General features: G+C 70.3%; 22 protein-coding genes and 3 tRNA genes. 3 read left to right on the top strand and 22 right to left on the bottom strand.

Annotated features, from left to right (window positions below; all coding sequences use genetic code 11):
• Positions 1 to 71 precede the first annotated feature (71 nt).
• The 3 genes from rpmG to ACWIHT_RS32010 all read right to left on the bottom strand — a co-directional run bounded on the left by rpmG (position 72) and on the right by ACWIHT_RS32010 (position 516).
• Entirely contained in the window at positions 72 to 236 is a 165-nt protein-coding gene (gene rpmG, locus ACWIHT_RS32020) for a 50S ribosomal protein L33 (protein WP_003948671.1), read from the bottom strand.
• Positions 237 to 324: 88 nt separating this feature from the next.
• Positions 325 to 397: transfer RNA gene (locus ACWIHT_RS32015), tRNA-Met, on the bottom strand.
• A gap of 46 nt (positions 398 to 443) precedes the next feature.
• Positions 444 to 516, bottom strand: a tRNA-Thr gene (locus ACWIHT_RS32010).
• Between the two features lie 267 nt (positions 517 to 783).
• Here ACWIHT_RS32010 and ACWIHT_RS32005 point away from each other — a divergent pair.
• Both ACWIHT_RS32005 and ACWIHT_RS32000 read left to right on the top strand, forming a co-directional pair.
• Positions 784 to 2,052: an amidohydrolase family protein gene (locus tag ACWIHT_RS32005; RefSeq protein WP_456171768.1), complete on the top strand. Its 1,269-nt coding sequence runs from the start codon at positions 784 to 786 to the stop codon at positions 2,050 to 2,052.
• A 282-nt stretch (positions 2,053 to 2,334) separates the two neighbouring features.
• Positions 2,335 to 2,991 carry an NAD(P)H-binding protein gene (locus ACWIHT_RS32000; RefSeq protein WP_399118829.1) on the top strand — a complete coding sequence of 219 codons (657 nt, stop codon included), beginning with the start codon at positions 2,335 to 2,337 and terminating at the stop codon, positions 2,989 to 2,991.
• Between the two features lie 28 nt (positions 2,992 to 3,019).
• Here the strand turns inward: ACWIHT_RS32000 and ACWIHT_RS31995 are convergent, their stop codons facing one another.
• The 4 genes from ACWIHT_RS31995 to ACWIHT_RS31980 form a co-directional block, all read right to left on the bottom strand.
• Entirely contained in the window at positions 3,020 to 3,232 is a 213-nt protein-coding gene (locus tag ACWIHT_RS31995) for a hypothetical protein (RefSeq protein WP_093627344.1), read from the bottom strand.
• A gap of 47 nt (positions 3,233 to 3,279) precedes the next feature.
• Positions 3,280 to 4,092: a polysaccharide lyase family 7 protein gene (locus ACWIHT_RS31990; protein ID WP_456171767.1), complete on the bottom strand. Its 813-nt coding sequence runs from the start codon at positions 4,090 to 4,092 to the stop codon at positions 3,280 to 3,282.
• 268 nt (positions 4,093 to 4,360) lie between these two features.
• Positions 4,361 to 4,783, bottom strand: a complete 423-nt coding sequence (locus ACWIHT_RS31985; RefSeq protein ID WP_456171766.1) for a hypothetical protein — start codon at positions 4,781 to 4,783, stop codon at positions 4,361 to 4,363.
• A 384-nt stretch (positions 4,784 to 5,167) separates the two neighbouring features.
• Positions 5,168 to 5,249, bottom strand: a tRNA-Tyr gene (locus tag ACWIHT_RS31980).
• Between the two features lie 234 nt (positions 5,250 to 5,483).
• On the opposite strand from ACWIHT_RS31980, the gene ACWIHT_RS31975 reads away from it, so the two are divergent.
• The gene (locus ACWIHT_RS31975; RefSeq protein ID WP_200715184.1) at positions 5,484 to 5,972 is read left to right on the top strand and encodes a YajQ family cyclic di-GMP-binding protein; all 489 of its coding nucleotides are present in this window, start codon (positions 5,484 to 5,486) and stop codon (positions 5,970 to 5,972) included.
• A 117-nt stretch (positions 5,973 to 6,089) separates the two neighbouring features.
• On the opposite strand, the gene ACWIHT_RS31970 is transcribed toward ACWIHT_RS31975, so the two are convergent.
• The 15 genes from ACWIHT_RS31970 to ACWIHT_RS31900 form a co-directional block, all read right to left on the bottom strand.
• On the bottom strand, positions 6,090 to 6,356 hold the full coding sequence (locus ACWIHT_RS31970; RefSeq protein ID WP_200679136.1) for a GlsB/YeaQ/YmgE family stress response membrane protein: 267 nt from the start codon (positions 6,354 to 6,356) through the stop codon (positions 6,090 to 6,092).
• A gap of 211 nt (positions 6,357 to 6,567) precedes the next feature.
• A complete protein-coding gene (locus ACWIHT_RS31965) occupies positions 6,568 to 7,134 on the bottom strand; it encodes an SMI1/KNR4 family protein (protein WP_201051073.1) in 567 nt (188 codons plus the stop codon).
• A gap of 116 nt (positions 7,135 to 7,250) precedes the next feature.
• Positions 7,251 to 8,420, bottom strand: coding sequence for a barstar family protein (locus tag ACWIHT_RS31960; protein ID WP_456171765.1), 1,170 nt, complete (start codon positions 8,418 to 8,420; stop codon positions 7,251 to 7,253).
• Between the two features lie 11 nt (positions 8,421 to 8,431).
• The gene (locus ACWIHT_RS31955) at positions 8,432 to 8,824 is read right to left on the bottom strand and encodes a YccF domain-containing protein (protein ID WP_200715186.1); all 393 of its coding nucleotides are present in this window, start codon (positions 8,822 to 8,824) and stop codon (positions 8,432 to 8,434) included.
• On the bottom strand, positions 8,821 to 9,684 hold the full coding sequence (gene htpX, locus ACWIHT_RS31950) for a zinc metalloprotease HtpX (protein WP_200715187.1): 864 nt from the start codon (positions 9,682 to 9,684) through the stop codon (positions 8,821 to 8,823). Before htpX ends, ACWIHT_RS31955 begins: the two co-directional genes overlap by 4 nt.
• Before the next feature lie 190 nt (positions 9,685 to 9,874).
• Complete coding sequence (locus ACWIHT_RS31945; RefSeq protein ID WP_456171764.1) at positions 9,875 to 11,398, bottom strand: NADH-quinone oxidoreductase subunit N; 1,524 nt, start codon at positions 11,396 to 11,398, stop codon at positions 9,875 to 9,877.
• Positions 11,395 to 12,969 (bottom strand): complex I subunit 4 family protein, encoded by a 1,575-nt coding sequence (locus ACWIHT_RS31940; RefSeq protein WP_456171763.1) that lies wholly within the window; start codon positions 12,967 to 12,969, stop codon positions 11,395 to 11,397. The genes ACWIHT_RS31945 and ACWIHT_RS31940 overlap by 4 nt, the downstream gene beginning before the upstream one ends.
• Positions 12,970 to 12,975: 6 nt before the next feature.
• A complete protein-coding gene (locus tag ACWIHT_RS31935; RefSeq protein ID WP_456171762.1) occupies positions 12,976 to 14,970 on the bottom strand; it encodes an NADH-quinone oxidoreductase subunit 5 family protein in 1,995 nt (664 codons plus the stop codon).
• The gene (gene nuoK, locus ACWIHT_RS31930) at positions 14,967 to 15,389 is read right to left on the bottom strand and encodes an NADH-quinone oxidoreductase subunit NuoK (RefSeq protein WP_456171761.1); all 423 of its coding nucleotides are present in this window, start codon (positions 15,387 to 15,389) and stop codon (positions 14,967 to 14,969) included. Before nuoK ends, ACWIHT_RS31935 begins: the two co-directional genes overlap by 4 nt.
• A complete protein-coding gene (locus ACWIHT_RS31925) occupies positions 15,389 to 16,114 on the bottom strand; it encodes an NADH-quinone oxidoreductase subunit J family protein (RefSeq protein ID WP_456171759.1) in 726 nt (241 codons plus the stop codon). The genes nuoK and ACWIHT_RS31925 overlap by 1 nt, the downstream gene beginning before the upstream one ends.
• On the bottom strand, positions 16,111 to 16,869 hold the full coding sequence (locus tag ACWIHT_RS31920) for a NuoI/complex I 23 kDa subunit family protein (protein ID WP_456171758.1): 759 nt from the start codon (positions 16,867 to 16,869) through the stop codon (positions 16,111 to 16,113). Before ACWIHT_RS31920 ends, ACWIHT_RS31925 begins: the two co-directional genes overlap by 4 nt.
• Positions 16,866 to 17,837 carry a complex I subunit 1/NuoH family protein gene (locus tag ACWIHT_RS31915; RefSeq protein ID WP_456171757.1) on the bottom strand — a complete coding sequence of 324 codons (972 nt, stop codon included), beginning with the start codon at positions 17,835 to 17,837 and terminating at the stop codon, positions 16,866 to 16,868. The genes ACWIHT_RS31920 and ACWIHT_RS31915 overlap by 4 nt, the downstream gene beginning before the upstream one ends.
• Positions 17,834 to 19,354, bottom strand: a complete 1,521-nt coding sequence (locus tag ACWIHT_RS31910) for an NADH-quinone oxidoreductase subunit C (RefSeq protein ID WP_456171756.1) — start codon at positions 19,352 to 19,354, stop codon at positions 17,834 to 17,836. The genes ACWIHT_RS31915 and ACWIHT_RS31910 overlap by 4 nt, the downstream gene beginning before the upstream one ends.
• The gene (locus ACWIHT_RS31905) at positions 19,351 to 20,100 is read right to left on the bottom strand and encodes an NADH-quinone oxidoreductase subunit B (RefSeq protein ID WP_456171755.1); all 750 of its coding nucleotides are present in this window, start codon (positions 20,098 to 20,100) and stop codon (positions 19,351 to 19,353) included. Before ACWIHT_RS31905 ends, ACWIHT_RS31910 begins: the two co-directional genes overlap by 4 nt.
• Positions 20,091 to 20,492 (bottom strand): NADH-quinone oxidoreductase subunit A, encoded by a 402-nt coding sequence (locus ACWIHT_RS31900; protein ID WP_456171808.1) that lies wholly within the window; start codon positions 20,490 to 20,492, stop codon positions 20,091 to 20,093. Before ACWIHT_RS31900 ends, ACWIHT_RS31905 begins: the two co-directional genes overlap by 10 nt.
• Positions 20,493 to 20,609: the final 117 nt, after the last annotated feature.

Here is a 20,609-nt window from a genome sequence, read left to right as displayed (position 1 = left end):
TGTCTGCTCTGCTGATAACGACACGAGGCCGCCCCCAACGTGCGGGGACGGCCTCGTGTACGAGCCTGTATTTATCGCGTTTCGCGGTGCGCGGTGTGCGCATTGCAACGCGGGCAGTGCTTCTTCATCTCCAGTCGGTCCGGGTTGTTACGCCGGTTCTTCTTGGTGATGTAGTTCCGCTCCTTGCACTCCACGCAGGCCAGCGTGATCTTCGGGCGGACGTCGGTGGCAGCCACAGGAGTGCTCCTTGACGAACGGATGGGACTATGAACGCATAACAGAATAGCCGATCGAAGGACCGACCCCGCAATCGGCTACTGTCAGTAGCGGTGACCGGACTTGAACCGGTGACACAGCGATTATGAGCCGCTTGCTCTACCGACTGAGCTACACCGCTGTGATGGGATTGGTTCCCACCTTGCGGCAGAAACCTCTCACACCAGAGCCCCAATGCGGAATCGAACCGCAGACCTTCTCCTTACCATGGAGACGCTCTACCGACTGAGCTATTGGGGCGAGCGATGAAGACATTACACGCTCCGCCGCCGTTCACCCAAATCCGTTTCGCGGCACCGCTCCAGCCGATTCCACGGCCCTCCCAGCGGCCCCGGAACCCCCTCCCGTACGGGGGACCACACCGGTACGACTATTGCGCTCCTCCCGGCCGCGAGCGGATCACCGCCCTAGGCTCGACTCACTCTGCGTGATCTTGCGCCCCTCTGCGCAGCCCCCCGCCATGAGCCCCGAAGCCGAGCCCGCGAAGCCCTGAGCCCCTGGAGCGCGATGCCCGACAGCCAGCCCCAGCCGTCCCACTCGTCGTCGGGCTCGTCGGGCTCGTCGGGACCGGCCGACCCGGCCGCGCTCCTGCTGTGCGGGGCCCGGCTGACCGACGGCAGGACCGTGGACGTACGGCTGGGCGGCGGGCGCATCGAGGCGGTCGGCACGGCGGGCAGCCTGGCGACGGACGCCACGCGCGCGTGCGGCGCGCGCGTGGACCTCAGCGGCTACCTCCTCCTCCCGGCCCCGGCCGAGCCGCACGCGCACAGCGACACCGCGCTGTCGGCCGAGAACGGCGGACCGGTCTCCTACGACCCCCAGGACGTCCAGCGCCGCGCCACGGAGGCCGCGTTGCTGCAACTCGGCCACGGGGCGACCGCACAGCGGGCACACGTGCGCGTGGGGGACGTCCAGGGGCTGAGCGCACTGGCCGCCGTACTGCGGGCGCGGCGGGCGCTGCGCGGGCTGGCGGAGCTGACGGCGGTGGCGATGCCCCGGCTGCTGACCGGGGTGGCGGGGGCGGACGGGCTCGCGATGCTGCGGGACGCGCTGAAAATGGGTGCCTCCGTAGTGGGCGGTTGTCCAGATCTGGACCCCGATCCGACGGGGTACCTGGAGGCGGTCCTTGAGGTCGCGTCCGAGCACGGCTGTCCGGTCGACCTGCACACGGACGCCGCCGACCCGACCCGCCTGGCGCGGCTGGCGGCGGTCGCGGGCGGGATGCGCCCCGGGGTGACGCTCGGCCCGTGCGGCGGCCTGGGGCGGCTGCCCGCGGACACGGTCACCCGGATCGCGGACCAACTGGCCGCGGCCGGCGTGACGGTGGTGTGCCTGCCGCAGGGCGGCTGCGGCGGCGTCGACCGCCGGGGCACGGCTCCCGTACGACTGCTGCGCACGGCCAGCGTCCAGGTGGCCGCGGGCAGCGGCGCCCTGCGTGACATGTCCAACCCCGTGGGCCGCGGTGACCCCTTGGAGGCGGCCTACCTGCTCGCCTCGCGGCACGGGATGCGGCCCGAGGACGCGTACGACACGGTGAGTTCGTCGGCGCGGGCGGCGCTCGGTCTGCCCGAGGTGCGGGTCGAGGCGGGATTTCCGGCCGAACTGCTCGCGGTGCGCGGCGACCGGCTCGCGGGCGCGCTCTCGCTGGCGTACAGCCGGATCGTGGTGCACCGGGGGCGCGTGGTGGCACGGACGAGCGCGGTGCGGGAGTACTGCAACACGGCGGCGGGCGCGGAGTTGGGGCTGCCGCGGCAGGGGCGCGGCGAGCTGTCGTGAGCCGGGTCGGAGGCGGGGCGCGGTGCCTGAGCTGCTCGACGTGGCTCAAGGCAGCAGCGGGGCGCGGTCGGTGAGCCGCTCGACGGGACCGGAAGCGGGGGCTGGGCGCGGTGCGTGAGCCGCTTGGCGTGACCCGCTGCCGCTCCGGGGCGTGCGCCTGGGGCGCGAAGACCCGCACGCATCCCTGCTCGCGCGCCCGGCGCGTGCGGCACGGGGGTGTGCTGCCGGGACGCGGCTGAAGTCGTGCGGCGCGTGCGGCCGTCCGGGCGTACGGTCGAAGGCATGCGCATTGTCATCGCTGGAGGTCATGGTCAGATCGCGCTGCGGCTGGAGCGTCTGCTCGCCGCGCGTGGTGAAGAGGTCGCGGGCATCATCCGCAACGCCGGGCAGAGCGACGATCTGCGGGCGGCCGGCGCCGAGCCGCTCGTCCTCGACCTGGAGTCGGCCTCGGTCGAAGAGGTCGCGGCGCTGCTGCGGGGTGCGGACGCGGCGGTCTTCGCGGCGGGCGCGGGCCCGGGGAGCGGTACGGCCCGGAAGGACACGGTGGACCGGGGTTCGGCGGTGCTGTTCGCCGACGCGGCGGTCCTGGCGGGCGTACGACGTCATGTCGTCGTCTCCTCGATGGGCGCGGATCCCGCGCACCCCGGGGACGGCGTGTTCGACGTGTACCTGCGGGCCAAGGGCGAGGCCGACGCGTACGTACGCGGGCTGGATGCCCTGGACTGGACGATTCTGCGCCCCGGTTCGCTCACGAACGACGCCGGCCGGGGCCTGGTCCGCCTGGAGGCCCACACCGGGCTCGGTTCGATCCCGCGCGACGATGTGGCCGCCGTACTCGCGGAGTTGGTGGAGACCCCGGCTACGGCCGGCCTGACGCTGGAGCTGATCGGTGGGTCCGCGCCGGTGTCGGTGGCGGTGAAGTCGGTGGCGGGGAACTGAGCTTGTCCGCCGGACGTTCTCCTGCTGACTAGAACAGTGGCATCTGGCCCGGGAAGTCCGGCACCGCGTAACCGTCCAACGCGGGCTGGGCCGCCCCGAGTTCCGCCTGCCGGCGCGAGCCGGGGCACGACACGAGCTCGCCGCTCTCGCGTGCGCCGGGCGGGTCGTGTCGCGCGAACCGTCCAGCGACGACGGCGATCTCGCGACGGCACTCGGGGCAACTCCTGCGGCGTGACGACATGGGATCAGTCTGCCCCGCCGCAGGCCGCGTCGGCCGTCGAGGCTCGCTCAGCTGTGGGAGACGGTGAGCCCGTAGAAGGCGACCCGGGCACCCTTGGTGGTGCTGTCGGAGGAGGATTGGTTGTACGAACCGGCCTTGAAGTACTGCTTGTAGGCGTTGAAGGACGACGGGATGGCGTAGTGCGTGGTGCTCCCGTTGACCGTCAGGTTGATGGTGTTGCCGCCCGAGACGCCGATCGTGTAGCTCCACGTCTTGCCGACGGCCACGTTGCCGACGGTGTGCAGCGTCTGGCCGCCGTCGGGCGAGTTCTCCGTGCCGAGGACGATGTCGCCGCTGGACCGGTAGTACAGCTCCAGCAGCGGCTTGGTGGACGTGCCTCCCGTGCCGAGGTGGATCTGGCCCACGCAGACGTTCGAGGTGACGGAGACGACCCGTAGCGTCGCCTTCATCGTGTGCGTGCCGCTGAGCGACCAGTTGGCGGCGCTGCCGCTGCGGTTCATCTCCCGCAGTTCGGAGCGGGCGTAGTTCGAGTTGGGCGTGGTGACGCCCTTCTCCGGCGCCCAGAAGGTCATCGCGCCGTCACGGGTGTCCGTGTAGAAGTACGAGTCCTGGAAGCCGTTGGCCCCCTGGAGGCGGGCCGACGAGATGGTCGTGGGCGAGCCGGGGGAACCCACCGGCTCCTGGAGCTGCCACACCCCCAGGTCGAAGTTCCCGCCGGGCGCGACGGTCGGATCCGCGAGGGGTGAGGCGATGGCGCCGGTGACGTTGGTACTGCCCGACGCGGCCGGAGCGGCAAGGGCCAGGCCGCCGGTGACGGCGGTGACGGTGGCCAGGGAGGTGAGCAGCGTACGCATGCGCATGGGGGGTGCCTTCCTGTCTGCTCGATGGACTCGGTTGGCGGCGATGCCTGTTCATGTAGATGAACTTTGTGTTTCAACATGAACGCGATGTCGCGACAGTAGGACCGTGGCACGGTCACGTCAAGACTTTGGTCCATACCAGGAGGGCGGGGGTTCCGAGTTGCGCCGGCGTGCGGCATCGAGCAGGCGGACGCAGCGGTTTCGGTGACGCCCTTGCACCGGCCCCGCTTCGATCAAGTCAGCTGCCGCGACCCGGACTTGAGGATCTCTAGTCGGCCTTCGTCCACCTGTTGCAGCCACTGGTGGTGAACGCCTTGTCCGTGGACGCGATGGTGACCGTCGTCCGCCCCTTGGTGTTTCCGTTGGCGATGATGTCCCGCAAGTCGCCGGAAGTACTGCTCAGACGAGCCCAGTAGCAGTTGGGGACGAGCCCGCCCTGCGGGCCGTCCGTGCGGTACGTGCCAGGTTCGATGTCCTCGCCGACCACGTACGTACCGTCTCCCGGAATCTCGCCGGACCGCGCCTTCTGGGCAGTGCCGGAGCTTTCGGTCGACGAGGTCTCCGTCGCGGTGGAGGTTTCCGTGACGGTGACCTTCGGCGTCGCCGGAGTGTCCGTCGAGCCGTCGGCGCCGGCATGGCCTGCGACGGCTCCGATCGCGAAGCCGATCACGATGGCCACGACGTGCGTCACGACGCCCTTGCTCAACCTCCCCCACCGAGGTCGAGGAGATGCGCTGCTCTGCCGCCCGCCCTGCCGCAGCGGGCCTTCCGGGGGCCCTGATGGAGCACCGGCCGTCATGCCCTCAGCGTGCGCCCGCCCAACGCCGTCCGCATCTCGTCCATATGAGTCTCGGACGCACCGGCGCGCAGATGACGACCCGAGCTGGTCCTCGCGACAGGTCGGCCCCTCGACCTGGGTTGCGTACGGTCCGGAAGACCTGATCAGCCCGGGGTCCATGCGTCACAACGTGAGAGAGGTCACCTGGCTTCGACCCCACGCGAAAGATCGCCCCTGGACAGGAAAAGACCCCCTCCGGTCTGCGTTCCCACAGATCAGAGGGGGTCTACCTACATGTGGCGGCGCCAGGGTTCGAACCTGGGTAGGCGTAGCCGGCAGATTTACAGTCTGCTCCCTTTGGCCGCTCGGGCACACCGCCGGGGTTGCTGCCTCTCCTACCGCTTTTCGGCGGTGCTCCGTGGCAACGACGTAAACGATACCCGATGCGTGGGGGTGCTTCGCCACCCGATAGATCGGCGCCCGGAGGGGAGCGGGTGGCTAGGCTTATACGGATGCGGCCCGGCGCCTACACCGGGCTCGGCGGCTGTCCCCACGCACGCCGATACGCAGTGACACGCATCGATACGCACCCCGATACAAGGAGCCACAGGACATGGCCGACTCCAGTTTCGACATCGTCTCGAAGGTCGAGCGGCAGGAGGTCGACAACGCCCTCAACCAGGCCGCCAAGGAGATCTCGCAGCGCTACGACTTCAAGGGCGTGGGTGCCTCGATCGCATGGTCCGCCGAGAAGATCCTCATGGAGGCGAACTCCGAGGAGCGGGTCAAGGCCGTGCTCGATGTCTTCCAGTCCAAGCTGGTCAAGCGCGGCATCTCGCTGAAGGCGCTGGACGCCGGTGAGCCTCAGCTCTCCGGCAAGGAGTACAAGATCTTCGCGTCCATCGAGGAGGGCATCTCCCAGGACAACGCGAAGAAAGTGGCGAAGATCATTCGCGACGAGGGTCCCAAGGGCGTGAAGGCCCAGGTGCAGGGCGACGAACTGCGGGTCAGCTCGAAGAGCCGCGACGACCTCCAGGCCGTGCAGGCCCTGCTCAAGGGCAAGGACTTCGACTTCGCGCTTCAGTTCGTCAACTACCGGTAGGGCCATGGCTCGCGCGCCCGGCGCGCAGCACTACGCGGTACGAGGAAGGGTGGGTGCCCGTCGGCACCCACCCTTCTCTTCTGCTGGCTGCGGTACGGGGGCGCGCTGAGACAGGTCCTAGTTGCGCGAGTTGCCGAAGAAGATGCGGTAGGCGATCAGGAGGACGAGTGCGCCGCCTATCGCCGAGGCCCAGGTGGCGCCGTCGTAGAAGTTCTTCGCGACCGGGTGGTCCAGCCAACGGGCCGATATCCAGCCGCCGATGAACGCGCCCGCGATGCCGATGACGGTCGTACCGATGAAGCCGCCCGGGTCGCGGCCCGGCAGCAGGAATTTGGCGATGGCTCCGGCCAACAGTCCCAGGATGATCCAGCTGATGATGCCCATGCCGTGAACCTGCCCTTTCACACTGTGCTCGCACTGATCCGGAGCTGTGAGTTCCGCCCGGACAGGCTGTGTTCGTAGGTCCTTGCCCACGGCCTGTCGCTGCATGTTCCGCCGTGTCGATGAACAGGACGTCACGGATGCGTGTGGTGGTTGCAGGCATCGCCGGGGTGGTGCCGGGAGGGGCGGGGTGGTCGGCCGTGCCGGGTGTCGGTCAGGACGCCTGCGGTGTCGTGCGTATGCGGAAGTCGTCCCACGGCTCGGGCTCGATGCCGATGTTGGCGTCGACGTACCAGCCCGTGCCGTCGAGCCAGCCCTGGAGCCAGTCGGCGAGGCTGGGCGCGTCCACGTACCACGCGTGGTCCGCCTCGTCCGCGTTCGGTTCGTAGAGCAGCACGGTGGCCTGCGGGGTTCGGCAGTCCACGCACGCGTACATCGCGCAGCCCCAGTGGGATATCGGCAGGACGCCCTCGGGCCAGGGCCAGTCGGGGTCCTTGCGTCCGCTCTCGCGGTTGGCGAGGTACTGCGTGACGGCGGCGGGCTCGCCGGCGGGCGGGCTGTCGAGCAGGGGCAACAGGCCGTACTCCGGGCCGAATCCACCGTCCCCTATGCGCGAGTAGAGCGCCGCGAGCAGTGGGGGCAGGCTGAAGCCCAGGGTGGCCTCGGCGCGGGTCACCGTGGCCTCGTCCACCGGGGCGGGGAGTGAAGTCCAGCCCCACGGCAGGGTGTTGCGGGCCTCGGCGGCCACCCGGGTCAGCAGTCGCTGCTCGTTCTCGGTCATGGCTTCATAGTGCAACGCGCCACTGACAATCGGGCCGGCCTGTGGACAACCTGGCGGATGTGGACAACCCGGGAGTTGTGGAGAACCAGTTCACCCGAGGGCCCGGTGACGAGCGGTCAGGCCAGGCGCACGTCGACGTGCCTTTCGGCGAAGAGGGCGAGCAGTTCCTCGAACGTCGGTGGGCGTGGGCCCGTGAGCGGGGTGAGGCCGAGGCAGGTGCGGGCGACAGACGCGTCGTGCCAGACGAGGGTGAAGGGCGGGGCGGCTCCCCAGCGACCGCGCAGGCAGTCGTCCAGGGCGTCGACGCACCGACCGAAGTATCCGCCGGGGCCGTTCACCGCCTCGCCGAGAGCGCAGAAGAAGCCCTGCGGGTCGGTGATGTGTCTGCCGTCGAGGTGGTAGGTGGTGCCCGGCGGCCGGTCCGGGGCGCCGTGGGCGTGGTTCGCCAGCGCGGTGCCGAGCCAGAACCGGCGCCCCTCGGTGTCGCAACCGGCCCAGCGGCCGGGCTCGGAGGGGCGCCCCTCGCCCCACAGGTCCCACACCTCGCGGGCCGCGAGCGGTGGCCGTTCCGCCCAGGGGTCGAGGGTGAGGTCGACCAGGCCGGGGCCGCGCGCGGACGGGATCCACGCCCGCAACTCGCCCTCGGTGGCGGGCTGTAGGGGTCGGCCCGAGGAGTCGACGCGCAACACCTTGGCGTGGCCGAGGTCCTCGTCCCCGCTGTCCATGGCCGCCCGCAGCGCGCCGCGCGGGGAACAGCCCAGCAGGCGCACGGGAGGGTCCAGCGGTTCGGGCCGGTCCTCCTGAAGGTGGGCCAAGTCCCGGCAGCCGCCCCAGGGTTCGCCGTCCGGGCCGAGCAGCCGGTAGCCCGGGGAGAGCGGTGGGCAGTGCGGGTAGTCGTAGGGGTTGTCGTCGGACGGTCGCCCCTCGACGGTGACGTCCCTCAGGGACAGGTCACGCGCGCAGGGGCGGTCGCCGACCACGTGTACGTCCTCCAGCCACCAGTCCCCGGCCGTTCCCGCGCCGGTGCCGGTCTTGTCGAGGATCTCCAGGGTGAGCAGGCCGAGTGGCGCCGAACCATCGGCACGCGCGCGTGCGAGGGCTGTAGCGAGTTCACCCTCGGGTGCGCAGCCGAGCAGTTCGTACGTCTCCGGGATGAGTGGGGGCGGGTCGGCGAAGAGGTCGTCGGCGTCCTGGCACAGGGCCCAGGTCTGCTCGTACCCGTGCTCGCCGGTGGACTCGGAGGCTTCGTCGTACGACAACAGGACGTACTTCGGCGCCCCCACCACGGTCGACTCCGTCAGCGAGTGGCGAACGGCTGGTCCGTGGGCACGATTTCGCGGCCCAGGGGGAACAACGAGACCGGGATCAGCTTGAAGTTGGCGATGCCGAACGGGATGCCGATGATCGTGATGCACATGGCGATGCCGGTGACGATGTGCGCGAGGGCCAGCCACCAGCCCGCGAGGACCAGCCACAGCACGTTGCCGACGCAGGACGCCGCGCCCGCGTCACGGCGCTCGACCGTGGTGTACCCGAAGGGCCACAGGGCGTAGACGCCGATACGGAACGCGGCGATGCCGAACGGGATGCCGATGATCGTGATGCACAGCAGCGCGCCGGCGAGCAGGTACCCGAGGAACAGCCAGAAGCCGCTCAGGACGAGCCAAATGACGTTCAGGATGGTTTTCACTGAGGGCGACCTGCCATCTTTTCGAGCCGGGCGATCCGCTCCGCCATCGGCGGATGCGTCGAGAACATCTTGGACAGTCCCTGGCCCGGGCGGAAGGGGTTCGCGATCATCATGTGGCTCGCGGTCTCGATACGGGGCTCTGGGGGCAACGGAAGCTGCTTGGTGCCCGCGTCGAGTTTGCGCAGGGCGCTCGCGAGAGCGAGAGGATCGCCGGTGAGCTGTGCGCCGGACGCGTCGGCCTCGTACTCCCTGGAGCGGCTGATGGCCAGCTGGATGAGGCTGGCCGCGAGGGGTCCCAGGATCATGATCATCAGCATGCCCAGGATGCCGGGTCCGTCGTCGTCGTTCGAGCGGCCGATCGGGATCAGCCAGGCGAAGTTGACCAGGAACATGATCACCGAGGCGAGGGCTCCGGCGACCGACGAGATCAGGATGTCGCGGTTGTAGACGTGGCTCAGTTCGTGGCCGATGACTCCGCGCAGTTCGCGCTCGTCCAGGATGCGCAGGATGCCTTCCGTGCAGCACACGGCGGCGTTGCGCGGGTTGCGGCCCGTCGCGAAGGCGTTGGGGGCCTCCGTGGGCGAGATGTACAGGCGCGGCATGGGCTGGCGAGCCTGGGTGGAGAGCTCGCGGACCATGCGGTACAGGGCGGGGGCCTCGAACTCGCTCACCGGGCGGGCGCGCATCGCGCGTAGCGCCAGTTTGTCGCTGTTCCAGTACGCGTACGCGTTCGTGCCCAGCGCGATCACGACAGCTACGACGAGCCCCATGCGGCCGAAGAAGCTGCCGATGACGATGATGAGTGCAGACAGTCCCCCTAGGAGAACTGCGGTCCTGAGCCCGTTGTGCCGGCGGTGCACGGTACGCCCTCCAAAATCGTGCAGCGGGGGAACCCTTTGCTTGCTGATCTCCGATGCCACTGGTCTCGTGGTGCCACGTCCAGTGCACCCTTCCGCACTGGTCAACGCCAGGCGAGGGCCACTAGTTCCCTTGTGCGTACGGCGCCGGGCGTGGGCCGTCCGGGTGAGGACGGTGGTATGTGCCGGTGGCTCAGAAGAGTCCGGTGTCGGCGAAGCGCAGGACCAGTTGAGGTGCTCCGGAGAGGGCGATTCCGAGGGCGCCGGTGAGCGCGAGAGCGGCGGTGAGAGGGGCCGGGACGCGGTGCTTGTCGTGCTCCCCTTCGGGGACGCGGAACAACAGGGCCGTCCACTGGAGGTAGTAGAAGAGCGCGATCACCACGTTGACGGCCATGACGACCGCGAGCCAGCCCAGGCCCGCGTCGACGGCCGCCGAGAAGACGGTGACCTTGGCGAAGAGTCCGATGACACCGGGCGGCAGTCCGGCGAGGCAGAGCAGGAAGAAGGCCAGGAGCAGGGCTGCCAGGGGGTTCGACGCGTACAGGCCGCGGTAGTCGCTGACGCGGTTCAGGGCTCTGCTACGGCCCACCAGGGCGGCCACCGCGAAGGCGCCGAGGTTCACGGCCGCGTACATGAGGGCGTAGGCGACGGTGGAGCCGATCGACTTCTGGGCGTCCTTGGAGTACGCGGCGGCGGCGATCGGCACGAGGAGGTAGCCGGCCTGGCCGACGGAGGACCAGGCGAGCAGCCGTACCGCGCTGTACGCGCGCGTGGCCTGTTGGCGCAGGGCGCCCAGGTTGCCGACCGTCATGGTGAGGGCGGCCAGTGCGGCGAGTGCGGGACCCCACACGTCGGCGTACGACGGGAACGCGACGACGGTGACGAGGATCAGCCCGGAGAAGCCGACCGCCTTGCCGACGACCGACAAGTAGGCGGCGATCGGGAGGGGCGCCCCTACGTAGGTGTCGGGCACCCAGAAGTGGAAGGGGACGGCGGCCGTCTTGAAGGCGAAGCCGATGAGGGTGAGGACGACGCCGGTCTGGGCGAGGGTGTGGAACTGACCGTCCACGTGCTGGATGCGGTCGGCGATCCGGGTCAGGTACAGAGTGCCCGTGGTGGCGTAGACGAAGCTGACGCCCATCAGGCTGACCGCGGTCGCGGTGACCGAGGACAGGAAGAACTTGAGGGCCGCTTCGGCGGACTTCTTGTCGCCGTGCCGGATACCGACGAGGGCGAAGGCGGGCAGGGAGGCGACCTCCAGGGCGACGATCAGGGTCGCGAGGTCGCGGGAGGCGGGCAGGAGGGCGGCGCCCGCGGCGGAGGACAGCAGCAGGAACCAGTACTCCCCTTCGGGGAGTGCCTTGTCGGCGTCCTTCAGGGTGGTGATCGACAGGAGGGCCGCGAGGAGGGCGCCTCCGAGGACCAGGAACTGGATGACCAGGGTGAAGCGGTCCGCCGTATAGCTGCACGCGGTCGTGTCGCCGGTGAGGCAGAAGGTGGCGCGGTCGCCGTCCAGGAGGGGCAGCAGCATGAGCGCGGAGGCTGCGAGGCCCGCGACCGAAACCCACCCCAGGAGTGCCTTCTTGGCGTCCTGGAGGAACAGGTCGGCGACGAGGACGACCAGGCCGACGACCGCCGTGATGGTGGGCGGTGCGATCGTGAGCCAGTCGACGGACTGGACCATCGACTCCGCGAGAGGCTGGGCCGGGGCGCTCATCGGGTGCCTCCTGCGAGGAGCTGCTGGACGGCCGGGTCGGTCAGGCCGAGGAGTGCCTTCGGCCACAGGCCGGCGGCCACGGTGAGGGCGACGAGCGGGGTCCAGGCGGCGAACTCGTACGTCTGGACGTCGGCGAGCTTCGGCGCCTCCTGCGCCACGGCGCCCATGCAGACGCGGCGGACCACGGCGAGCATGTAGGCGGCGGTCAGCAGGGTGCCGAAGGCCGCGATCGCCATGAAGGTGAGGAACGCGGGGCGGCTGAGGTCGGCGGCGGGCTTGAACGCGCCGAACAGCGCGAGCATCTCGCCCCAGAATCCGGCGAGTCCGGGGAGTCCGAGCGAGGCGACTGCGGCGAACGCGAGCAGGCCGCCGAGGCGCGGGGCCTTGCCGTAGAGGGCGGCGCCGGTCTCCTCGGCCAGGGTGTCCAGGTCGGTGGTGCCCGTACGGTCCTTGAGGGCGCCGACGAGGAAGAACAGCAGACCGGTGATGAGGCCGTGGGCGATGTTGGCGAAGAGGGCGCCGTTCACGCCGGTCGGGGTCATCGTCGAGATGCCGAGCAGGACGAAGCCCATGTGACCGACGGACGAGTAGGCGATGAGGCGCTTGAGGTCGCCCTTCGCGCCCTGTTTCGCGAGGGCGAGGCAGGCCAGGGAGCCGTAGATGATCCCGACGACGGCGAAGGCGGCGAGGTAGGGCGCGAAGGTGTGCATGCCGTCGGGTGCGATCGGCAGCAGGATGCGGACGAACCCGTACGTGCCCATCTTCAGCATCACGCCAGCCAGCAGGACCGAGCCGACGGTCGGGGCGGCGGTGTGGGCGTCGGGCAGCCAGCTGTGCAGCGGCCACATCGGCGTCTTGACCGCGAGCCCGATCCCGACCGCCAGAACGGCGATGACCTGCACGGATGTGGTCAGCGACCGGCCGTTGTCAGTGGCGAGTGCCACCATGTCGAATGTGCCCGCCTTGATTCCGATCAGGAGCAGGCCGAGCAGCATGACGACGGAGCCGAGCAGTGTGAAGAGGATGAACTTCCAGGCGGCCTGGGTGCGTTGGGCACCGCCCCAGCGGGCGATGAGGAAGTACATCGGGATGAGGACGGTCTCGAAGGCGAGGAAGAACAGGATCAGGTCGAGGACGGCGAAGGTGGCGAGGGTGCCGGACTCCAGGACGAGGATCAGGGCGACGAACGCCTTCGGGGACGGGCCCGCGGGCATCTTGAAGTAGGAGTAGAGCGCGCAGAGGAAGGTCAGCAGCGCGGTCAAGACCAGGAGGGGGAGGGAGATGCCGTCGATGCCGAGGTGGATGCGCACGTCGAGTGCGGGGATCCAGCTGATGTCGGTCGTGGCCTGCATCTTCGACGGATGGTCGTGGTCGAAGCCGAGCGCGAGGACGATCGCGGCGATGAGGATCACGCCGGTCACGGTGACGCCGTGCCGTAGTACGGCCTGCTCGGGCGACTTTCCCTTCAGCCCGGGCGGGGCGGGCAGGAGAGCGGCGACGGCGCCGAGGAGCGGTCCTACGACGACGAACGCCAGAAGGACCTGCATCACGGACTCGTTGATATCGATCACGCCTGCTCACGCTCCCGTGGCGACGAGGAGGACGGCGACCGTCAGGACGACGGTGCCGGCGAGCAGCGCGCTCACATAGGTCTGCAGATTGCCGGTCTGAGCGCGCCGTACGGCGGCTCCGAGGAGGCGGGGCAGGGTGCCCGCGCCGCGTACGTAGGTGTCGACGACCTCGCGGTCGAGAAACCGGACGAGACTCGCCGCCGCCATCACCGGGCGGACGAACAGGGCCGCGTACACGGCGTCCAGGTGGAAACCGGTGGCCGCGTGGCGGTGCAGCGGGCCGAGCAACAGGCGGCCCGGGTCCGCCGGGTCGGCTGCCGACGCCACGTCTCCGTAGGCGGCCGTGTGGCTCGCGATGGCCTCCGCCTCGACGAGTCCGGCGTCGCCCTCCGGGTGGGCCGCGACCGCGCCGATCGGTGCACCGGCCGCGAGTGACGTGGTGTGCCGCCAGGCGCCGTAGGTGACGATGCCGCCGACGAGCGCGACGCCCGTGCCGAGTACTGACGTGGTGAGCGTCGGGGTGAGGTCGTGGCCGTCGAACCAGTCGGGGAGCACGCGGTAGGCGAGTCCCCCGAGGGCGAGGGACGGGACGGCGAGCACCCACAGCACGGCGTTCATCGCGACGGGCTGCCTGCCGTGGTCGGGGGCATCGACTCCCCTGCCGTTGAAGGCGAGCAGCCACAGGCGCGTCGCGTACGCGGCAGTGAGCAGGGCGGCGAGCAGACCTGCCACGAGGACGATCCAGCCCGCGGCGCCGGGGATGTGCGAGGTGTGCTCGGTGGCCGCGTGTTCGGCGGCGCCGAGGACGGACTCCTTGGAGAAGAAGCCGCTGAACGGCGGGATCGCGGCGAGCGCGAGGAGCGCGACGGTCATCGTCCAGAAGGCGTCGGGGACGCGGGCGCGCAGGTTGCCCATGCGGGACATGGCGGCCAGTGAGTTGGTGCCGGAGGCGTGGATGATCACGCCGGCGGCGAGGAAGAGCAGCGCTTTGAAGGCGCCGTGGGACAGGAGATGGAAGACGGCGGCGCCGCGGTCGCCGACGGCGAGGGCGCCGGTCATGTAGCCGAGTTGACCGATCGTCGAGTAGGCGAGGACGCGCTTGATGTCGTCCTGGGCGAGCGCGGCGAGACCCGAGCCGGTCATCGTCACGGCGGCCATGACGGCGAGGACGACCATCGCGGCCGAGGAGGCCTCGAAGACCGGGAGGAGACGGGCGATGAAGTAGACACCGGCGGCGACCATCGTCGCGGCGTGGATCAGCGCGGAGACGGGGGTCGGGCCCGCCATCGCGTCGGGGAGCCAGGTGTGCAGCGGGAACTGGGCCGACTTGCCCGCCACGCCTGCCAGGAGCAGCAGGGCGATCAGCGTCGGGTGGTGCAGCCCGCCGCTCGCGACGGTGCTCAGGACCTTGGTGATGCGGAAGGACCCGGCGTCGGTGGCGAGCGCGAACAGGCCGATCAGGAAAGGGACATCGCCGAGCTTGGTGACGAGCAAGGCCTTCATGGAGGCGGCGCGGGCCTCTGGGGTCTCCCAGTAGTGGCCGACGAGGAAGTAGGAGCAGATGCCCATGACTTCCCAGCCGACCAGCAGCACGATCAGGTCGCCGGAATAGACGACCAGGAACATCGCGGAGGTGAAGAGGGAGACGAGCGCGGCGTACGAGGGGTAGCGCGGGTCGTCGCGCAGATAGCCCGTCGAGTAGATCTGCACACAGGTGGCGACGAAGGCGACCAGGACGGCGACGAGGGCGGCGAACCCGTCGATGTGCAGGGCGAGTTCGACGGGGACCGAGCCGGTGGGCGTGAGTTCGGTGGCGGAGTCGACGGCCGCGTCGCCACCCTGCCGTACGGCGACGATCGCGGCCAGCGCGAGCGCGGCGAGCGTCGGCAGCACGGCGAGCGGGCGGACGAAGCCCGGGGCGGTACGGCCGAGGAGCAGGCCTGCCGCGGCCCCCAGGAACGGGAGGAGAGGGACGAGGACGGCGAGGGTGGTCGTGGTCACGCGGTGGCCTCAGCCTTCTCGGCCGCGGGGGGCTCGGTGCGGTCGCTGTCGGCGGGGTCGCTGTCGTGGCCGTCGGAGCCTTCGGGGTCGTCGGATTCGTAGCCCTCGGCGGTGTCTCGGAGCTTGTCGATGTCCGAGGTGCCGCGGGCTCGGTACACGGCGAGGACGATCGCCAGGCCGATGCCGATCTCGGCGGCGGCGATGGCGATGGTAAACAGCGTCAGGGCCTGGCCGGAGTGCAGCTTGTCCTCGGCGGTCCGGCTGAGCCAGACGTCGAAGGCGACCAGGTTCAGATTGACGGCGTTGAGCATCAGCTCGACCGACATCAGGACAAGGATCGCGTTGCGGCGGGCGAGGACGCCGTAGACGCCTGTGCAGAAGAGGAGAGCGGCGAGCACGGCGGGATAGACGAGGTGCATCAGCGGGCTCCTTCCTGCTCGGTCGGGGTGTTCCGGGCGGTGGGACCGTTGCCCTCAACCGCACCTTTTCGCCCGATCGTGTGATTACGGGAATCCGGGACGGATGGGGAACTACCGGTCGCGGGCCGGGAGTTCACAGGGGGAGAACTCGACTCCGCCTTCGACTTGCGGGACAGGACGATCGCGCCGACCAGGGCCGCGAGGAGAAGGACGGAGAGGGCCTCGAAGGGGAGGACCCAGTTCTGGAACAGGCTCGCGCCGGTCACCGCGGTGGAGCCGGCGGCCGGACCGTCCAGGTCCATCCAGGTCGCGCGGAAGGCGTCGACGACGACCCACACCAGGGCCGCCGCGGCGGCGACGGCCACAGCGAGGGCGGCCCAGCGGTTGCCGGAGTCCGCGTCCGGGGAGCGGCCGATGGGGGCTTTGGTGAGCATCAGACCGAAGAGAAGGAGGACGACGACGGAACCGACATAGATCAGGACCTGCACCCAGGCGATGAACTCGGCGGTGAGCAGGAGGTATTCGACGGCGATGCCCCCGAGGGCCACCACGAGCCACAGGGCGGCGTGCACCAGCTGCTTGGTGGTGACGGTGACGAGGGCGGCGCCGAAGGTGACCAGGCCGACGAGGAGGAAGGCGATCTCCACGCCGGTCGGGGAGAGGAAGCCGTGGGTGTGGGTGGCGGCGAGGGTTGCCGTGGCGGTGGCAGTGGCGGCGAGGGTCACGACTGTCCCTCCGACGGGTCGGTGGGCGAGGCCGACTCGGCGTGGCCGGACTCAACGTCACCGGACTCGACGTGGCCGGACTCGGCGGGCTCGGCGGGCTCGGGCGCGGTCAGCGCGACCTCGGTGCCCTCCGCGACCCCGGGGTCCTCCGCGGCCCGCGCGACCCCGGTACCCTCCGCGGCCTCGGTGACCTCCGCGGCCTGGGCCGCCTCCGCCGCCTCCGCGGCAGCCTGAGTCGCGGCCAGTTTCTCGGCGGTCTTGCGGGCGGCGGCGATCTCCTTGGGCTCCTCCGCGCCGGGGTCGAGGGCGGGTGGGGCCGGCACGGTCCACATCCACTCGCGGAGCTTGTCGCGTTCGTGGGTGAGTTCGTGGATGTCGGTCTCGGCGTACTCGAACTCCGGGGACCAGAACAGGGCGTCGAAAGGACAGACCTCGATGCAGATACCGCAGTACATGCACAGGGAGAAGTCGATGGCGAAGCGGTCGAGGACGTTGCGGCTGCGCTCGCGGCCACCCGGGGCCGCCGCAGGCACCGTCTCCTTGTGGGAGTCGATGTAGATGCACCAGTCGGGGCACTCGCGGGCGCAGAGCATGCAGACCGTGCAGTTCTCCTCGAACAGGCCGATGACTCCGCGGGTGCGGGGCGGGAGGTCGGGCTGGGTGTCCGGGTACTGCTCGGTGACGGTCTTCTTCGTCATCGTGCGAAGGGTGACGGCCAGGCCCTTGGCCAGGCCGGAGCCGGGAAACGGAGTCACTGGAGGAACACCACCTTCACGATGCCGGTGAGGGCGATCTGAGCGAGGGAGAGGGGGACGAGGAGGGTCCAGGAGAGCTTCTGGAGCTGGTCCTCGCGGAGCCGGGGGTAGGTGACGCGGAGCCAGATGACGACGAAGGCGAGGAGCGCGGTCTTCAGCAGGGTCCACACCCAGCCGAGTCCGTCCGCGCCCCACGGGCCGTGCCAGCCGCCAAGGAAGAGGACGGTGGTCAGGCTGCACAGGACGACGATTCCGGCGTACTCGGCGAGGAGGAAGAGAGCGAAGCGGAGACCGGTGTATTCGGTGTAGGCGCCGAAGATGATCTCGGAGTCGGCGACGGGCATGTCGAAGGGGGGCCGCTGGAGTTCGGCCAGGCCCGCCACGAAGAAGACGATCGCGCCGACGATCTGCCAGGGCAGCCACCACCAGTGGAAGGCGTCGAGGATGCCGGGGAGGGAGACCGTGCCTGCTGCCATGGCCACGGAGGCGGCGGTGAGCAGCATGGGGAGTTCGTAGGCGAGGAGCTGTGCGGCGGTGCGGAGGCCGCCGAGGAGGGAGAACTTGTTGGCGGAGGCCCAGCCGGCCATGAGGGAGCCGAGGACGCTCACGCCCATCACCGCGAGGACGAAGAAGATACCCGCGTCCAGGACCTGGCCGACGGCGCCCTCGCTCGGGCCGATCGGGATGGCGAGGAGAACGAGCAGGTACGGGAGGAGGGCGACGGCGGGGGCGAGTTGGAAGATACGGCGATCCGCGCCCGTCGGGACGATGTCTTCCTTCTGGGCGAACTTCACGCCATCCGCGACGAGTTGGGCCCAGCCGTGGAAGCCACCGGCGTACATCGGGCCGAGGCGGCCCTGCATGTGGGCCATCACCTTGTGCTCGGTCTGGCCGACGATGAGGGGGAAGGTGAGGAAGACGACAAAGACGATGAGGAGTCGCAGGGCGACGTCGAACGCGTCGTTCACTGCGGGCCTCCTGCGGGGGTGTCGGGGGTTGGGTCTTCGGGGGCTTGGCCTTCGGAGGTTTGGCCTTCGGGAGTTGAATCGGCTGCGGCCGGGTCGGCTTCGGTTTCAGCTTCGCCTGACGGTCCGTTGGCCGGCCTCGTGGTGGAGTCCGGCTCGGATACGGGCTGCGGCTCCGACTCCGACTCTGGCTCCGGCTCGGACTCCGATTGGGATGCCTGCTCGTCGAAGGCCGGCCGGGCGTGGTGCCACGGTGCGTCCGGGCTGCGGGGTGCGGTGGGGGGCTGGGCGGGGATGTTCTCCCGTGCCGGTGCCGGTACCGGTGCTGGGCCCTGCTGTGAAGCTGAGCCATCGCTCGCGCTACGTGAACGCCGAGGGCTTGCCGTGCTGCCGGTGGGCTGTTGACTGGCCGAGCCCTCTGAGGCGCTGCGGGCGCGGCGCGGTGTGGCCGGGGTTCCCGAGGGAGGTTCCCCAGCCTTGGTCCCTACCTCAGCCCCAGCCCCGGTCTCTGCCCCGATCTCTGCCTCGGTCCCAGTCTCACTCCCGGTCCCACTCCCAGTCCCCGCCTCACGGATCTGGCTCGCCGAACCCTCGCTCGCGCTCCGCGCCCGGCGCGGCCCGGCCGACGACACCACAGGGCCGCCCTCGGTGGACGGCACCGCACTCTCTGGCGCTGTCGCCTGCGCAGGCGTCGCCCTCTCGGCCTGCGGCACCTCGCTCCCACCCGGTGTCGCCTGGCTCGCCGAGCCCTCCGACGCCGTACGGGCGCGCCGCACCGGCCGGTCGCCCGCCGCTCGGGGCGGACGCTCCCCCGCGGCCGCGCGCACGGGGCGGTCGCCTGCCCCGCCTTCTCCTCGCACCGGGCGGTCGCTCGCCCCGCCCGCACCTCGCACCGGGCGGTCGCCCGCCGTTCGGGCGGGGCCTCGGGCAGGGCGGGCGGGGGCGGGTGGGAGTTGGCCCTTCAGGGGGCCCCACTCGTTCGGGTCGGGGACGCCCGGCGGGAGCATCTGGCGGCGCTTCGGGCCGCCGTGGTCGGACTCGCCCGGTTCCTTCGCGCCGGGCCAGGCCTTCGCCACGCGGGCCGCCAGGACGAAGTCCTTGCGGAGGGGGTGGCCTTCGAAGGTTTCCGGGAGAAGGAGGTGGTCCAGGGCCGGGTGGCCTTCGAAGTCAACGCCGAACATTTCATGCGTCTCGCGTTCGTGCCAGGCGGCGCCCGCGTAGATGTCGACGGCGGTGGGGAGGGCCGGGGTCTCGTGCGGGACCGTTGTACGGACGAGGAGACGGCGTACCGGTGACAGCGCCACGACGTGGGCCGAGACGCGGAAGCCGGTGCCGGGTTCGTCGACCGCGCTCAGCCAGTCGAAGTAGGTGCAGCCGAGGTCGTCGCGGGCGGTGCGCAGGGCGGCGAGCCAGGTGGTGGGCGGTACGTCGACGGTGAGGAGGTCGTAGGACTCCTCGGCGGTGGCCTCCGGACCGAAGAGTTCCTCGGTGGGCGCGGGCAGCCAGCCGACGGCGGTCATCGGGCGTCCCCTGAGCCGGAGTTGGAGTCCGAGCCGGGGCCGATGCCGGGGCCGTTACCCGGGCCATTGCCGGAGCCGGAGGGAGGCTCCCCAGCCGCGCCCGAGCTCCCAACGGGCACCGACGAAGGCACCGACACCGGCCCCGTCACCAACCCGCTCTGCAGTGCCGCGGTCGAGGGCCGGGCGCCGGCCACCCCGTACCGCTCGCCCAGTGACTCCCGGGCGATCTTCTCCTGGAGTTTGAGGATGCCCTGGAGGAGGGCTTCGGGGCGGGGTGGGCAGCCGGGGACGTAGACGTCGACCGGGATGATCTGGTCGACGCCCTTGGTGACGGAGTAGGAGTCCCAGTAGGGGCCGCCGCAGTTGGAGCAGGCGCCGAAGGAGATGACGTATTTCGGTTCCGGCATCTGCTCGTAGAGGCGTTTCACGGCCGGGGCCATCTTGTCCGTGACCGTGCCGGAGACGACCATCAGGTCGGCCTGGCGCGGGCCGGGGGCGAAGGGGATCACACCAAGGCGGATGAAGTCGTGGCGGGCCATGGACGCGGCGATGAACTCGATGGCGCAGCAGGCGAGGCCGAAGTTGAAGACCCAGAGGGAGTAGCGGCGGCCCCAGTTGAGGACGACCTTCATCGGCTCGGGGGCGAGGCGGGCGAGGGTGCCCAGCCGTTTCGGCTCCGGCAGCGGCACGGGCTCGCGGAACTCAGCGGACTCAGGAGACTCGCGGGACTCAGGGGTCACGTCCATGTCAGGACGCCCTTCTTGTATGCGTACAGCAGGCCCACGGTGAGGAAGCCGAGGAAGACGAACATCTCGACGAGGGTGGTCGCGCCGTAGCCCGGGGCGGCGAAGACCGTGGCCCAGGGGAAGAGGAAGATCGAGTCGACGGCGAAGATGACGTAGAGGAACGCGTAGACGTAGTACCGGACTTGGGTGTGGGCCCAGCCCTCGCCGACGGGGTCGACGCCGCACTCGTAGGTGAGGAGTTTCTCGGGGGTGGGGACGACCGGGCGCAGCAGGCGGCCGGCGCCGAAGGCCACGGCGACGAAGAGCACGCCGACGACGGTGAGCAGTCCCACGACGGAGTAGGACTGGAAGTAGTCCGCCGCGACGACCACGGCCGGTTCCCGAAGGGCCACCGGCGAGACCACCGATGAGGTCACCGGCCAGGTCACCGGCGAGGTCACCGGCGAGGTCACCGGCGAACCGTCCAGCAGGATCCCCTGCGCCATCTCCCGCAAGTCCGCCCCCTCCTC

The organism is Streptomyces sp. NPDC002276 (genome assembly GCF_053891435.1).
Note: the sequence above shows the minus strand (reverse complement) of the source record. Positions and strands in the feature narration are given on the sequence as shown.